Below are 15,609 nucleotides of genomic sequence, written 5' to 3' on the forward strand. Positions count from 1 at the left end.
CAGACTTTAGAATACCGCTTCACCAACCTGGATGTTGTGCGTGGGAGTCAGCACCTTGACTTCGCCAGCGGTATCGCGAGCTCCAAGAATTAGAATTTCGGAATTAAATCCGGCGATGTTGCGCGGCGGCATGTTAACCACGCAAGCGACCAGCTGACCGATCAGGTCATCCACTTTATAGCTGGTGATCTGAGCACTTGACCACTTGCGACCAAACGGCCCGAAGTCGACCTCCACCTTATAAGCCGGATGTCGCGCACGCTCGAACGGCAACACTGCCAGAACGCGCCCGATGCGTATTTCAACTTTTGCAAAATCGTCATAGACGATCTTAGCCTTTTCCATGTCTCACCTCTTTGTTCACTGTGAGCTTCTGGCGCAGCGAAGTTGGATGGATCACCGGGTCAATTGTGGGCGTTGCTATCGATGTTGGACGTCGCTTCAGCAGATTGTGCCGCAGCTGATAGCGGATGGGTCGGGCAGACCTTGAAGTGCACTCCACCGCATTTGCGGTCTGCATCGTTTGGCGTTTTCACGGTCTTGCCGGCCTAGCTAGCAGTGTTTCAGGCGCAGCTCGATCAGAAGTTTGTCGCCCTTCGAGATCGTGGACCCCCGCAGCAAAGTCTTCAACCTAACGGGTTACTACGATCTAATTCTTGCTGGTCTCAGACCAGGTCGCGCGGGCCACGCGCAGAAAGTTCCCCCCCATGATCCCTTCGATGTCTTGCTGCACATAACCTCGCGCTCGCAATGCGGTGGCGATCTCCGGCAATTGTTCGGGTGTTACGATCTCGCCCGTCGCAAGACGGTACTCATAAGCCGGTGGCCACCAATCATGGGGGTCGAGTCCTGTTGGAAGATCGCTGTGCTGTTGATTGAAAACATAGTCGAGCCCCAGGCCGACGTGCCGCGATCCGACGAGCTGTGACACGTAGTCAATGTGCCTGACGACGTTCGCCGTGGAGGTGCCCCCTACGCCCAGGAATTCGCTGATGCCGCAGATCCCGATGACGCCATCGGTTGCAGCGCAGGCACGGATTTGCTCGTCGTCGATGTTGCGCGGGTGGTCCTGCAGGGCTCGGGCGTTCGAGTGGGAGAACACGACCGGCTTGGTGGACAACTCAACGATGTCGAGGCTGGTGCGTTTGCTGGAATGGGAGCAGTCCATCATCATCCCGACGGCATTGATCTCGCGTACGACTGCACGGCCGAGCGCGGTGAGACCGCTACCGCTGCCGTGACAGCCACCAGCGATCGAGTTGTCGCGGTTGTAGGCGAGATGTATCTGCCGCACACCCAGGTCGCAGAAGAGCCGAACCATGGCCAAGTCGTCCTGCAACATTGCTGAACCCTCCAGATCAAAGGCGATGGAAAGCCTCCCCGTCGTCTTGGCGAGCAGTACGTCGTCTATGGTCTCGGCGAGTATGAAGCCGTCACTATGGCGGGTGATCCAGGCACGGAAGCCGGCGATCACCCGCACGACCTGGGCCAGTGGGGTAAAGTCCATACCGACATTGATCGAGACGAAGTTGGCGCCAGCCTTCCGGTGACGTTCGAGATGGGCAAGGTCCTGATCAGGCAGCAGCGGCACACAACAATGTGCGTCCCAGACCAATGGCACTGATCCATGTTCCGCGCCGAGCGTCAGGGTCATGAGGATCTCCATCTATTGTCAGGGCCGGAAATAGCGTCAGCCCGGGTCCGGTCGTCGATGGACGGGAGGCCAAGAGAAGGATCCGGCGTCAGCACGGCGCTCAGGAGCAGCTTGGTATAGGCGTGCTGCGGCCGCTGCATGATGTCAGGGGCGGAGCCATGTTCGATGATACGACCCATGCACATCACGCCGATCCGGCTCGCCATATGCTCGACCACCGCAAGATTATGCGAGATCAGCACGTAGGTCAGGCCGAATTCCACTCGCAGATCGTCGAGAAGATTGAGAATCTGGGCCTGGACAGACACGTCGAGCGCGGAGGTCGGCTCGTCGCACACGACGATCTCCGGGCGCATGATCAAGGCTCGCCCAATCGCTACGCGTTGGCGCTGTCCGCCGGACAGTTCGCCCGGCAAGCTGTCGAGGACGCGCTTGGGAAGTCCGACCAGATCGAGCATTTCAACCGCTCGGCGGTTCTGTTCGCGTGGCGAGCCAAGCCGATGGACGCGCAGCGGCAATGTCAGGATCGAGCCGATCGACTTGCGCGGATTTAGTGAACCATTGGGATCTTGGAAGATGATCTGAATCTTGCGCGCCCGCTCAAGGCGTGACAGCGCGGCCACGTCGGTGCCGCTTACCAGGATTTCGCCGCTACTGACCTGCTCAAGCCCAACCATCAAGCGTGCAAGCGTGGATTTCCCACAACCGGATTCACCGATGAGCCCGAAGACGCTACCTCGCTCGACGTTGAAGCTGACACCGTCCACTGCCGAGAACAGCTCTCTTTTTCCAAGGAGGCCCAGGTGTGAGGAATAGCTCTTTCGGACGCCGCGCAGAGCAAGAGCAGGCTCGAACACCATCAGACTACCCCCGCAGCAGCCCTAGACACTGCCTGTTCAGGGACCAGAGTGCAGCGACAAGCGTGGCCGACTCCAGCCGTGCGCATGGTGATCGGTTGCTGCCGGCAGACGGCGGAAGCGAACGCGCACCGGTTTGCGAAGCCGCAGCCTCTCAAGTCGCCGGTAAAGGTTGGCACGGTACCCGGGATCGTTCCCAGGCGTCCGGGTTTGCCTGGCTGCGGCAGGCAGGATAGCAGGCCCTGCGTATAAGGATGCGTTGGGTTTGCGAACAAAGACCGCGCTGAGGCGCTCTCGACGATCTCGCCGCCATACATGACCATGACGCGATCGGCGAGGCGCGCGACGACACCGAGATCGTGGGTAATAAAGATCAACGCCATGCCGAGCTCTCGCTGCAATCTCCGGAAAAGGCCAAGCACCTGGGCTTGGATGGTGACGTCGAGCGCTGTCGTTGGTTCATCGGCGATGATCAGGTCCGGTTCGCACATCAGCGCCATCGCGATCATCGCGCGCTGGCGCATGCCGCCGGAGAGCTGATGGGGGTACTGCGCGAGACGGTAGCTCGCTTCGCCTATACCGACCATTTCGAGCAGTTCCTCGGCCCTTCGACGACCCTGCGGACGGTTTCCCCGCCTATGCCGCAGAAACACCTCCGTGAGTTGCTCACCGATGGTCAGGAGGGGATTGAGGGAGGTCGTCGGCTCCTGAAAGATCATCGCCATCCGATTGCCACGCAGATCTGCCATCCGTCGCTCGGATAAGCGCGTTATGTCCACGCCGCAAAACCGGATGACTTGAGCGCGACGGCAGGCCGCTTTCGGGAGCAAGCCCATCAGGGCGAGCGATGTCAGCGACTTCCCGCAGCCGGATTCGCCGACTATGCCGAGAACCTCACCGCGCTCCACCTGGAAGCTTATGCCCCGCACTGGATTGAGGCTACCGGTCGCGAGTGCAATTTCAATCTCAAGACCTTCGACTTCCAGGACGGCGCTCATCGGCCATTCCCCCGCCCCAGAAGATCGCGCAGGCTGTCACCGAAAACATTGATCGCCAAAACGAGGATGAGCAGCGAAAGGCCTGGGATATAGAGCAGCCAGGCATCGAAAAACATGTATTGCCTGGCCTGCGCCAGCATCAGCCCCCAAGACGCCGTGGGCTCCTGGACACCGAAGCCCAAAAACGACAGGGCCGATTCCAAGAGAATCGCATAGGCCATCTCGATCGTGGCGATGACGATCAGCGCGTCGAGAATGTTAGGCAATATCTCGGTAGCAAGGATGCGTGCTCCCGACGCGCCGATAGCGCGCGCGGCCTGCACGTAGTCAAGACCGACACTTTGCTGTGTTGCGCTTCGGGCCACGATAACGAAGCGGTCCCACTGGAACAGCCCCAGGATAAGGATTGTCACCAGCAAAGACGCCCCGAATACGACCACGACCGCCATGGCCACGAGAAAGACAGGCAGTGCCAGCCGCGTGTTGATCACGAACATGAGAATTTGATCGATACGGCCGCCGTAGAAGCCAGCGATCATGCCGAGCGTCGTGCCAACGATGCCCGACAAAAGCATTACACAAACCCCGATAATCAACGCCACGCGTGTGCCGTAGATGAGCCGGGAGAGATAGTCGCGTCCGAATGCATCGGTACCCAGGAGATGGACAGGATCATGCCGCGCATAGCCGATGGGTTGAAGCAGACGGCGAGAAATGTCCTGTACATAGGGATCATGCGGTGCAAGCAAAGGTGCAAACACCGCAATCGCCGCGAATGCGAGCAGGATTGCACCACTCGTCAGGGCGCCCGGACTGCGGACCAGACGGTGCATGAGACTGACGTGCCCACCAAGCGCCAAACGTCTGTCGAGCACGTCGATATGCTCACTCATCGCGCCAGCCTCATGCGTGGGTCGAGTGCCGCGCTCAGGAGATCGCCGGCAAGCGTAAGAAACACATAGAATGCCGCGACCACGAGCGTGATTGCCTGCAGCACTGGCAGGTCGGAGCGGATCGTGGCGTCGTAGCCCAGCCAACCGATACCCTGCAGTGCGAAGATCTGTTCGACAACGATCGAGCCCCCGAGCAAGGCTCCGAATTGCACGCTGGAGATTGCGACGATCGACACGACAACGTTACGCAGAGCATGGCGAAAAAGGATGCGGCCGGTGAGCAGACCCTTGGCTCTGGCGGTGCGGACATAGTCCGACCGCAAGGCGTCAATCATGCCAGAACGCGTAAGGCGCATTAGTGCGGGCGTTGCGAAATAGCCCAGCGCAAGAGTGGGCATGACGAAATGCGCCCACGAGCCGTTCCCGGATATTGGAAGCCAGCGCAGAGTGAGGCCGAAGAAGACGATCATGATCAGCGCGAACCAGAATGTTGGCATGGCTTGGCCGACGACTGCGATGCTCATCGCGAGGCGGTCGATGAGTGAACCGGGCTTAAGGGCAGCCAAGATGCCGAGCGGCACGCCGAGCGCGAGGGCAAAGACCAGCGCACTCACACCGAGCGTCAGGGTGACCGGAAGTCGCGTGGCGAGCATGGTCGAGACCGGTTGGCGATAGTGGTACGATTTTCCGAAATCGCCGATCGCTGCCTTACCGAGCCAGTCCAGGTACTGAACGACCACCGGCCGATCAAAGCCATAGAAGTTGCGGATTTGCGAGATGTCTTCGCCCGATGCCTCCCGTCCGGCAACCGCAACCGCCGGATCGCCGGCCAGATAAGCCAGCGAGAAGGTGAACATGGAAACGACCAGGAGGGTGAGGACTGCTGAAACAAGGCGCTTGAGGGTGAACGTCAGCATCGGCACACCTCAACTCAGCGCCAGACGGCGCGCGCGACGCGCAGGAAATTTTCTCCCAGAATACCCCTGATGGCGCTTTCCGGATAGCCTTTGGCCAGCAGCAGATCTGTAAGCTCGGGAAGCTGCTCCGGCTGAAAGAAGGCTGTCATCTTATCGTAGTTGCCGCGCTGCGGGGATTTCACCGAGGCCATGTAGGCCTGCTCAGCCTCAACGTCGTAAACATAATCGAGGCCGAGACCGACGTGGCCGGGTCCGATCAGTTCAACGTAGTAGTCGATCTGCCGAGCAAGCATTTCGGTCGTGGCGATATTGTCGCCCATGAAGATGCCGACGCCGACCACCCCCACCAGGCCGCCAGTCGAAGCGCAGGCGCTCGCCTGGTCGTCCCTGATGTTTCGATCGTGTTCCCAAAGAGTTTTGGGATTTGAATGGGAGAAGATTACGGGAGCATTCGTTACCTCCATCGCTTCCATGGAGGTCCTGTAGCCGGTGTGGCTGCAGTCCACGATCATGCCGACGCGATTCATCTCCGCGATGAGATTGACGCCGAATTCGCTCAGGCCCGCGTCGGTGCGTTCGTGGCATCCGTCGCCCACAAGATTCTTCCTGTTGTAGGCGAGCAGCATCTGACGCACGCCGAGATCGTATAGCAGGCTTACCCTCTCGAGATTGCCGGCGAGCGCGTTGGTGCCCTGCAGGTTGAAGGAGACTGCAAGCTGGCCTCCCTTCTTGGCGGCCAGGATATCCTCGACTGTCTCCACGATTCTATAGTCTTGCGTCTTCTCGCGAAAAATGCGCCGCTCCCTTGCGAGCAGATCCAAGATGTCGAGCAGGCTCTCGGCATCGGAAGCAACCGTTAGCGAAACGAAGTTGACGCCGCTCTTCGCCATGCGCGGCAATGTGCGGTTGCGCAGGTCCGCACGACCTATTTGAACCCACGGCACGGTCAAATCACAGACCAGCGCACTATGATGAAGGTTCGGCGCTTTTTGCGGTTGGGGACCGGGGTTCATTTCGCTAGATCCTGCTTTTGACGTGCATGAATGGCGGATCCTTGCATCAGCGATTCGCCGGCGGCCTCATGGCGCGCATCTACGATGGCAGTGGCTATTTCCAGCCGTATTCGTAGAAACGTGGAATCTCATCCGGATAGGGCCTGAAATCGAGGTCGGAGTTCCAGGTATAGCTGCGAATCCCGCTAAACATCGGCACCCAATAGGCCTGCGAAGTGATCCGGGCGATTGCCTTGCTGTAGTGTTCCTTGCGTACGCCCGGATCCGTGCTTGTGTCGGCAAGTTTCAGCGCATCAATCACCTGCTGATCATGTGCAAAGTCATCGTCACCACCGTTAAAGAACACGCTGGTACTCGCCGATGCGTCCGCGAGCGAATAGGAACCCCAGTTGGTAAGGAAGAGAGGCGTCTTGTTGGCGACCTGGGCGTCGCGATAAGCCTCCCAGGGCAGCCGGTTCAAGGTGGTCTTGATGCCCACCGCCGCCAGATAGCCCATGACCGCTTCAGCCTCGTAGGCCGGTGCCTCGGCATAGATAGGAAGCTCAAGGCCATCTTTGAAACCCGCCTCGGCGAGGAGTGCCTTGGCCTTTTTCGGGTCATAGGGGTATTTCACCGCTGCGGCTTGGTCGCAGCCGAACTGGAGTGGGTGGCACGGCGTGTCGATCACGCGTGCAGCACCTGCCATAAGATTTTCTACGATGGCCTTGCGATCGATCGCGTAGTTCAGCGCCTGGCGAACCCGGATGTCTTGGATCGCTGGTGTCTTTGTCCGCCCCATCGCATCGAGACCCATATAGAAGACCCGATATGTCTCGGCGTTAGCCGCGGCCACGCCCGGCGCGTCCTTGAGCTGTTTGACCAGATCAGGCGTCATATCCGCGCTCACGTCGGCACCGCCGGACATGATCTCGGCAACTTGCGTCTGCGCGTCGGGTATCTCACGGACGATCACATTCTTGATCTTCGCAGCTCCTTTAGGACTGCCCCAGGTATAGTCGTCGTTGCGGATTAGCACGTACTCGTTGCCGGGCTTCATCTCCACGACCTTTAACGGGCCGGTGCCGATAGGTTTGTTCGACATCCCGGCCGACCCGACGGACTTGTAATATTCATTCGGATAAATTGGCATCGGTCCCGCCAAGAACTCGATGGCCTGGGGAAACGGTCCCTTGGTATGAATGCGCACCTTGTATTGATCGACCTTTTCGACCTTGTCGATCCAACTCACGATGCGCTTGAATTTTACACCATCGTCATGCGCGACGGTATTGTACGTGTAGACGACGTCATCGGCACCGAAAGGCTCGCCGTTGTGGAATTTGACCCCCTGCCGAAGCGTGAACTCCAGCGTTGTATCGTCGATCCACTTCCAGGCCGTTGCCAGATTGGGTTTGTAGTCTCCGGTCAGAGGATCCCTGTCGATAAGGGTGTCGAAGACCATCTTGTCGAACCAGATGCCAGTCCGTGTGGCGCCATAATAGTTGTCGGCGTTGACCATCACACCATCAACGCCCCAGACGATGCGTAGCGTGTCGTCTGCTTTGTTGGCCAGAGCCAGATCAGTTCCGAGCAGTGCGAAAACACCGCAGAGGCTGACGGAAATCGCATTTTTGAGCATCGTCGTTCCCCTTGTCACATGACCGCCTCGTTGCGTGCGGTGCAAAAATCTAGCGCGCCGTTTCATAAAACGCTAATATCAATACATGGCCCAATTGATGCCCAAATAGTCACAAATGCCAATCGAGCTACGCCATCTGCGCGCGTTCCATGCTGTGGCAACGGAGCTGAATTTTCGCCGCGCCTCGGAACGACTCAACATTGCCCAGCCAGCCTTGAGCCGGACCATCAAGGATCTCGAACACATGTTGTCCGTGACGTTGCTACAGCGCACCACCCGCGTTGTGGGGCTGACGGAGGCAGGCAGTTGGTTTCAAAGGGAAACGAGGGGTCTTTTGGATCAGGTGGATCAGGCAATCCACCGTGCGAGACGCGTGCAGATGGGCGTCGCGGGGGCGCTACGCATCGGCTTTAACGATCCGGCGATCAACGGCCTTTTGCCGGAGATCATTCGTGTATTTCGTGCCGCCGCACCAGAGATAGATGTCATTCTCGTGGACGAGTCGACGCCAACAATGATCGACCTCATTCTCGATCGCGAACTGGACATCGCGTTCCACCATGGACCTTATAGTCATACCCAGCTTGACCGGATCATCATTCGCAACGAACGGTTGATAGCCGTCCTCCCCGTCTCGCATCCATTGGTCGCGAAAGAGACAATTTCCATAACTGATTTGTCAAAGGAACCGTTTGTTCTCGGTCGACTGCAGACATGGCGAGTTTTCCACCGCGTCGTCAGGGACTTCTGCCTTCGCCACGGGTTTGATTTTCTTCTTGGGCAACAAGCCGAACACAGCGATGGCATTATGGCCTTGGTGGCTGCAAACATCGGCATCACGCTGCATTATGACGCAGAATGGATACATAGTCGGCCCGGTATTGTCGTACGAAGGTTAAAAGAGCCTGCGCCGCGGATAGTAACACAGGCGAGTTGGCGGCGAGATCGCGGGGGCCCCGCGATGGAACAATTCCTGAGCGCGACGGCAGCAGTGGTGAAGGAGAAAGGGTTGACCTTTGATCCTCCCGCCGGAAAGTAGACGCTCCAAAAACCCTGGAAAGTGACTTCGCGAATCTCGACGTTTCGCGACGGCATTAGCACCTTGTGATCTGAGCACTCGACCGCTTCCCGCCCGCGAGGGCCGAAATCGACTCCAGCTTTGTAGGTCGCTCTGCACGCGCTCAAACGAGCGTACCGCCAGGACGCGACCGTGCGGATGCCGACTTTCGCTGCATCGTCGTGAAAGCCGTCCGAGCGTTTTGGATGGGCGATCATTCTTTGCCTCATTTTTTGCGCTTCTGGAGCGGCAATATCGGGTAGATCGCGGTGGCGAATTGAGCATTGCTATCGACGCGGGATATCTCTTCAGCAGATTGTGCCGCGATACATGGCGGATGATGCGGCAAACCTTGGAGAACGCCGTGACAATCGCCCAGCAACTGAAAGATCCCTCGCTTTTTACCGAGCTTTGCTACATCGATGGAAATTGGGTGGGAGCGAACAGTGCCGTCACCACTCCGGTGGATAACCCGGCCTCAGGTGAGATTATCGGCAGTGTTCCGAGATGTGGGACTGAGGAAACACAAGACGCTATAGCGGCCGCGGACCTGGCTTTCAAATCGTGGCGTCGGAAGACCGCAGGCGAACGCGCGGCGCTGTTGGAGCGGTGGTTCGATCTCATTATTGAAAACAGTGATGATCTCGCGCGGATCATGACTTTGGAACAGGGAAAACCACTCGCGGAAGCGCGCGGCGAGATTGTCTACGGTGCCTCATTCGTGAAATGGTTCGCCGAAGAGGCCCGACGCGTATACGGCGAGACGATCCCGGCAGCGTCAGCTGACGGCCGCATCATCGTGCAGAAACATCCCATAGGGGTTGTCGCTGCAATCACGCCGTGGAACTTTCCGAATGCGATGATCACTCGCAAGGCGGCTCCAGCTCTGGCAGCCGGTTGCACCATTGTGATCAAGCCAGCAGAACTCACGCCCTTTTCTGCCTTGGCTCTCGGTATCCTTGCCGAAAGGGCGGGCATACCCAATGGCGTTATCAACATCGTGACCGGCCAGGCCGCCGAAATAGGCCGGGCATTAACAAGCAGCCCCGTTGTAAGAAAGCTGACCTTCACCGGATCGACCCGCGTGGGCAAGATTTTAATGGAGCAATGCGCAGCGACGGTGAAGCGGGTCGGGCTCGAACTGGGTGGCAATGCGCCTTTCTTGGTATTTGACGATGCCGACCTCGACGCGGCGGTCGCCGGCGTGATGGGAAGCAAATTCCGCAACGGTGGTCAAACTTGCGTGTGCGCAAACCGCATCCTTGTTCAGGATGGCGTCTATGACGCATTCGCCGAGCGGCTGACCGCGGCAACCTCGAAGCTCATAGTCGGTGACGGCCTTCTGGAGGGCACCGCGATTGGTCCTATGATCAATCAGGCGGCGATAACCAAGATCCAGGAACATGTCGATGATGCCACGTCCAAAGGTGCAGCCGTAGTCGTCGGCGGCAAGCTGCGATCAGGTCTATTCTATGAGCCGACGGTTTTGCGGGATGCCACGGTTGAGATGAAGATCGCGAAGGAGGAGACGTTCGGCCCGGTGGCCCCGCTGTTCAGGTTCTCGACCGAAGAGCAAGCCATTGAAATGTCGAACGACACTCCGTTTGGTCTAGCATCCTATCTCTATACACGAGACATCTCACGCGCTTTCCGCGTGGCCGAAGCTCTTGAGTTCGGGATGGTCGGAATCAACGCAGGATCCGTATCGACCACAGCTGCGCCCTTCGGCGGCATCAAAGAATCCGGCCTTGGCCGCGAGGGATCGCATCACGGGCTGGAGGAATTCCTGGAACTGAAGACGCTCCACCTTGGTGGGATCTAAGTGGTAAATGGAACAGCGCATCTCACCGCCTGAAAATGAGAACACACCAAAGCTTTCGCCCAGGCGCCAACGCATCGCGGCTCTGCTTTACGTGCTTTTTTGCATATTCGGCATCGCGGTAGTCGTTTGGTTCAAGGTATAGTTTTGCCGCGACCGAAACCAGCCTGTCCGGCAGACATCTGCCTGTCATTCGTTGCCCACGACGGATCAAGTCTCAAGGCGCCGGCGGATCGCCGTTCCCCGTCCGAAACGGCCAGTGTTCGAGGAATGAGTTGCGATGCGCAAGCCCAGCACGAATTACCTCAATATCGACGGGTATTCGTTGGAGGGAAAAATCGCAACACCTGCTTTCGAGTTGGAGGTGACAGGAGAAGCTACGCGCGCAAACGCCCATTCGAATCCAGATACCTTTCTCCTTTTCAGCAACACTCCCCGTGGCTCCCGTCTGAAGGTAGGCGCATTGTGGAAGCGTCGCAGTCGAGGCGGTGGAATAGCGTACTACTTGATCCTGCATCTTGGGTTCGGGCGCTGGTCCGCATATCTTACGCGATGGCATGGGAAGGGCGACAACACGCTCTGGTCTGTTGTTCCCTTCGATAGTGTAGTGAGAATGCAGCACATCGGTTCTGAGGCGCAATGGCCCGAAGAGTGCTGAATACCCCCTAAAGCGTCCAATCAGCGAAACTCGGCCAAGCCGCCATCGAGCCTTGCAAGAGGACGTCATGCTTCGGAACGCTTTCTATTCGGCGCGCACGATCGGGGCAATCTCCAGCTGATCTGCCACGGCCTGCCAGCGATCGGCGAAATAGCCATAAGCGGTCTTGATCTGCACACCGACGGGAAGCTCCGGGCATTCATTCTCGCCGTTGCTGCCCCAATTGACCCACCCGGACTGCCGTCGCTGGACGATCTGGAAGGCCCCGGACGGCTCCGATGTCCACCAGATCATGGCGCGACCCGTCGCCTCGTCAAATTCCACGGTCTTGTCGGCTGGACCAGGAAATATCGTTTCGTGCTCGACCGCGGACACGTCGACAGGCTGATCTGTCAGGACCCAACGACGATCCGTCAGGTCCGCCTTGACGTGCGCGGCGGCACGAACGCGCGCCAGCCGATCACGCAGCTCATTTTCCTCGAGCACGCCCTCCCATTTGCAGAACAGCCGCCAATAGAGATCCCAATGCGCGGATTCGATGTCGCTGAGATGCGAACGGAATTCCTCGAACTTCCGGCTTTGGCTGGGCGAGTTGGTCACCGTGTCCGCCACCATCGCGACGAGCTCGCCGGCATAGGGGTCCCCTGCCCGATAGCGCGTTCCGCCATAGGCGGCAAAGCGGTCGAACACGAGTTTGCCGTTGCCACCCTCGAACTCATCGCCAACGGTGATCTTGTTGGCGACGGAGCGGCCGTTGATGACGGTTTGGAACGGATCGACCCAATAGCGGCGCTGGAAAAAAGGCGTCCCGTAGGTGAAGACCCAGTCGATTGAGAAACGCTTGCCCTTGAGTTCATCCAGCAGGCCATCCGGGATCGTGCCGTGCATGCGATAATGGTGCAGAACCGGACCGCGCTCCAGCGTCTCGATCGTAACGGTCGTGTGTTCGGGAGGGTTGATGAGGCCATTCTCCGGGGTGAAGAAAGGCCCGTAAAAGCCGCCCAGGGCATTGTTGCCGGATGGCAGGAGTTCGAAATCGTCAAGCAATGACCGGAAGTGACGAACCCCCCATTTAGAGGAGCCCAGGCCTCGAGCTGTGCCGGAGCAGAGCTCAAGGTCGAACGCGCCAGTGTCAAGGCGCACGAAGCAATCCGCTTCCCTGCCTTCGAGAACCTTAAGGCCGGAAATGTCAACCCAAGCAGGATCGCATGGTTCATCCATAGTCAGCCGCAGACGGCCAACGAAGCTTATGGTCGCCACGAATCGCGTTTCTCCTGGCTTGGCGTCCTGCGTCAGGCGCTGGCACAACACCCGGTTGCCGGCGTCGTCGCGAGCCCACCACAGGGCATGCGGCAGGTCAGCCATGACGGAAAAAGCGATCGGCTCATGGTCGCGCCGGCCGGCGAGAGGATCTGTGATGGTGACGGCATGGGTCATGCTGGTTCTTCCAGTGCAAGGGTGGCGAGCTCGGATGGAGCGGCGCCGCTAGGACGTGGCGGTTACCGGCCCGAGCCACGGGGCGGCGCTTTCTTGCTGAAGCGGAAAAGCCCCGGCCGCTGCTTCAGGCTGTCGATCGCGACGGCCACGATGATGACGACGCCCTTGATCAGAAGTTGGGTGAAGAATGGCACGTTGAGCAGGATCAAACCCGTGCTCAGCACGCCAAGGATCACGGATCCAATTAGGGTGCCGACAATTCGGCCGCGGCCGCCGGCCAGACTGGTTCCGCCAAGCACCACCGCCGCGATTGCGTCCAGCTCGTAGCCGGTGCCGGCGGTAGGCTGGGCCGAAATGACGCGGGCGGCGAAGATGACACCCGCCAGGCCGGCGCAACCGCCTGCCAGGACATAGACCGACGTGACGACCCGCTTGACACGGACGCCTGCGAGTTTGGCTGCCTCGGCATTGCCGCCCACGGCATAGACATGGCGGCCATAGCGCGTCCGCTCCAGGATGAACCAAATGATCAGGTAGACGGTAGCCATCACAATGACTGGCATAGGGATACCCCAGAGGTATCCATTGCCGATGTCCTTGAAGTTCAAGGCGCTCGACACGATCGGCTGGCCTTCGGTGATGGTATAGGCAAGGCCGCGCAGGAAGGTCATCGTCCCCAGGGTGACGATGAATGGCGCGAGCGAGAGGTAGGCCGTCAGCGCTCCGTTAACCAGGCCGCAGGCGGCGCCGACGGCAATGCCGACAAAGATGGCGGCGGGGGCCGGCACACCCGCTATGGCGGCGATGACGGAGACCACGCCAGAAACGGCAATGATCGATCCGACCGAAAGGTCGATGCCGCCGGTCAGAATCACGAGCGTCATGCCTGCCGCCAAGATGGCGTTCACCGAGATGGCGCGCGCAATGTTGAGCAGGTTGTCGACACGGTTGAAGTTCGGAGCGATCGCCGACATCAGGATCACCAGCGCGACGAGCACCATAAGAATGCCCACGCGATCCCACCATTTGGCGAAATCGAAGGGGGCGCGATCCGGAGCGGTCGGTGATGCCTGAGTGGTGTCGTCTTGAGCAGTGTTCACGGTCGCACTCCTGTGTTTCCGCCATGAATCGCGGTGCCCGTCGCATGAAGCATCACTTCTTCTTCCGATGTTTTCTCCGAGACCAATTCGGACACGATCCTGCCCTCGCGCATGACCATCAGGCGATCGCTTATTCCGATCGCCTCCGGCAGATCAGACGATATGATCAGGATCGCCTTGCCGGCGCGGGCGAGTTGGTCGATCTCCTCGTAGATCTCGCGCTTTGCACCGATGTCGACACCGCGCGTCGGCTCGTCGAGGATCAGCACCTTGGAATCGCGAAGCAGCCATCGCGCGAGTGCCGCCTTTTGCTGATTTCCTCCAGACAGAGCCTTCACGGGCAGCAAGGCTGCGTTGAGCCGGAGTTTGAGCCGCTTCATCTGCTCCATAACCGCATCGCGCCGTTTCGTGCGATTGACCACGCCTGCGGCAACGAAGCGGTCGAGTGAACTGATCGCAATGTTGTCCTCCACCGAATGCTCGAGGAACAGGCCTTGCTCTTTGCGGTTCTCGGGCACCATGCCGATGCCGTCGGCAATCGCCTCGAATGGGTCCGACGGGCGACTGGGTCGCCCTTCGATTGTGACTGAACCAGCGGTGCGTGGGTCGGCTCCGAAAATCAGGCGTCCGACTTCGGTCCTGCCCGAGCCGATCAACCCAGCCATGCACACAACTTCTCCGGCCCGGACCGAGAAGTCGACCGGGCCGACGTTTTCGCTGGCCAGACCCGCGACCTCGAGGACGGTGGCACCAGGGTTGCGCTTGTCGTGATGGTAGAGGTCGGCAACCGGACGCCCGACCATCATGCGAACCACTGCTGGCGGGCTGATCTCGGCCAAGGTGCCGGTTCCAACATAGCCGCCGTCACGCAAAACGGTGACGCGGTCCGCCAAGTGCCAGACCTCTTCCATGCGGTGCGAAATGTAGATGAGACCAACGCCCGCCGAGCGCATTTGGGCAATGATACGGTAGAGTTCCTGCGCCTCGGCGCGCGACAGCGCCGCCGTCGGCTCATCGAGCACCAGCACGCGGGCATTTTCGCCCACGGCGCGTGCGATCTCGACCATTTGCTGCATACCGACGCTCAACGAGCCGAGCGGTCGTCGCGGATCGATGGTTGAATGGATGCGTGCCAGCTTCTCTCGCGCCTGCTGCTCCATACGGTGACGGTCGAGCATGCCCAAACGCGTGCGCGGCTCACGTCCAAGCGCGAGATTCTCCGCGACGGTCATGTCGGACACCGTGTTGAGCTCCTGGTGGATGATGGCGATGCCGTGGTCTGTGGCTTCGATCGGGGAACGGATTTCGACTTCGATGCCGTCGATCAGGATACGCCCAGCGTCGCGTTGGATATTGCCGGCAAGAATTTTCATCAGGGTGGATTTGCCGGCGCCGTTTTCGCCCATCAGCGCATGCACTTCGCCCGCTCGTAGGTCAAAACGAACCTTGTTCAACGCCAGCGTGGCACCGAAGCGCCTCGAAACATCTTCGATGACAAGAAGCGGAAGTTGGGTGCTCATGGCAGCCTCACGGGTCTTGAGGCGGGGAGCGGCGCAAGGCCCCTCCCCGCAGGGGCTGGTCTGGGAGA

Annotated in this window: 13 protein-coding genes; 2 read left to right on the forward strand and 11 right to left on the reverse strand. The window is 59.3% G+C overall.

All coding sequences use genetic code 11. The features are described 5' to 3' along the window. Nucleotides 1-6: 6 nt before the first annotated feature. The 8 genes from NKJ01_RS04350 to NKJ01_RS04385 all read right to left on the reverse strand — a co-directional run bounded on the left by NKJ01_RS04350 (nt 7) and on the right by NKJ01_RS04385 (nt 7,950). Nucleotides 7-345, reverse strand: a complete 339-nt coding sequence (locus NKJ01_RS04350; protein ID WP_352726427.1) for a tRNA-binding protein — start codon at nt 343-345, stop codon at nt 7-9. Between the two features lie 304 nt (nt 346-649). Continuing rightward, nucleotides 650-1,654 (reverse strand): dipeptidase, encoded by a 1,005-nt coding sequence (locus NKJ01_RS04355; protein ID WP_352726430.1) that lies wholly within the window; start codon nt 1,652-1,654, stop codon nt 650-652. Then, nucleotides 1,651-2,514 (reverse strand): ATP-binding cassette domain-containing protein, encoded by an 864-nt coding sequence (locus NKJ01_RS04360; protein WP_352726431.1) that lies wholly within the window; start codon nt 2,512-2,514, stop codon nt 1,651-1,653. The genes NKJ01_RS04355 and NKJ01_RS04360 overlap by 4 nt, the downstream gene beginning before the upstream one ends. After that, on the reverse strand, nt 2,514-3,509 hold the full coding sequence (locus NKJ01_RS04365) for an ABC transporter ATP-binding protein (RefSeq protein WP_352726434.1): 996 nt from the start codon (nt 3,507-3,509) through the stop codon (nt 2,514-2,516). The genes NKJ01_RS04360 and NKJ01_RS04365 overlap by 1 nt, the downstream gene beginning before the upstream one ends. After that, a complete protein-coding gene (locus tag NKJ01_RS04370; protein ID WP_352726436.1) occupies nt 3,506-4,402 on the reverse strand; it encodes an ABC transporter permease in 897 nt (298 codons plus the stop codon). Before NKJ01_RS04370 ends, NKJ01_RS04365 begins: the two co-directional genes overlap by 4 nt. After that, the gene (locus NKJ01_RS04375; protein WP_352726439.1) at nt 4,399-5,319 is read right to left on the reverse strand and encodes an ABC transporter permease; all 921 of its coding nucleotides are present in this window, start codon (nt 5,317-5,319) and stop codon (nt 4,399-4,401) included. The genes NKJ01_RS04370 and NKJ01_RS04375 overlap by 4 nt, the downstream gene beginning before the upstream one ends. A gap of 14 nt (nt 5,320-5,333) precedes the next feature. After that, the gene (locus tag NKJ01_RS04380) at nt 5,334-6,332 is read right to left on the reverse strand and encodes a dipeptidase (RefSeq protein WP_352726442.1); all 999 of its coding nucleotides are present in this window, start codon (nt 6,330-6,332) and stop codon (nt 5,334-5,336) included. Between the two features lie 94 nt (nt 6,333-6,426). Next, entirely contained in the window at nt 6,427-7,950 is a 1,524-nt protein-coding gene (locus NKJ01_RS04385) for an ABC transporter substrate-binding protein (RefSeq protein ID WP_352726445.1), read from the reverse strand. A 115-nt stretch (nt 7,951-8,065) separates the two neighbouring features. Here NKJ01_RS04385 and NKJ01_RS04390 point away from each other — a divergent pair, with 115 nt between their 5' ends. After that, nucleotides 8,066-8,989: a LysR family transcriptional regulator gene (locus tag NKJ01_RS04390; RefSeq protein WP_352726448.1), complete on the forward strand. Its 924-nt coding sequence runs from the start codon at nt 8,066-8,068 to the stop codon at nt 8,987-8,989. A gap of 358 nt (nt 8,990-9,347) precedes the next feature. After that, the gene (locus NKJ01_RS04395) at nt 9,348-10,829 is read left to right on the forward strand and encodes an NAD-dependent succinate-semialdehyde dehydrogenase (RefSeq protein ID WP_352726513.1); all 1,482 of its coding nucleotides are present in this window, start codon (nt 9,348-9,350) and stop codon (nt 10,827-10,829) included. A 739-nt stretch (nt 10,830-11,568) separates the two neighbouring features. Here the strand turns inward: NKJ01_RS04395 and NKJ01_RS04400 are convergent. The 3 genes from NKJ01_RS04400 to NKJ01_RS04410 all read right to left on the reverse strand — a co-directional run bounded on the left by NKJ01_RS04400 (nt 11,569) and on the right by NKJ01_RS04410 (nt 15,541). Further along, complete coding sequence (locus NKJ01_RS04400; RefSeq protein WP_352726450.1) at nt 11,569-12,921, reverse strand: hypothetical protein; 1,353 nt, start codon at nt 12,919-12,921, stop codon at nt 11,569-11,571. Between the two features lie 62 nt (nt 12,922-12,983). Continuing rightward, the gene (locus NKJ01_RS04405; RefSeq protein WP_352726452.1) at nt 12,984-14,021 is read right to left on the reverse strand and encodes an ABC transporter permease subunit; all 1,038 of its coding nucleotides are present in this window, start codon (nt 14,019-14,021) and stop codon (nt 12,984-12,986) included. After that, on the reverse strand, nt 14,018-15,541 hold the full coding sequence (locus NKJ01_RS04410; protein ID WP_352726454.1) for a sugar ABC transporter ATP-binding protein: 1,524 nt from the start codon (nt 15,539-15,541) through the stop codon (nt 14,018-14,020). Before NKJ01_RS04410 ends, NKJ01_RS04405 begins: the two co-directional genes overlap by 4 nt. Between the last annotated feature and the right edge of the window lie 68 nt (nt 15,542-15,609).

This window comes from Mesorhizobium sp. M0276 (assembly GCF_040321755.1).
Lineage (GTDB): Bacteria > Pseudomonadota > Alphaproteobacteria > Rhizobiales > Rhizobiaceae > Mesorhizobium.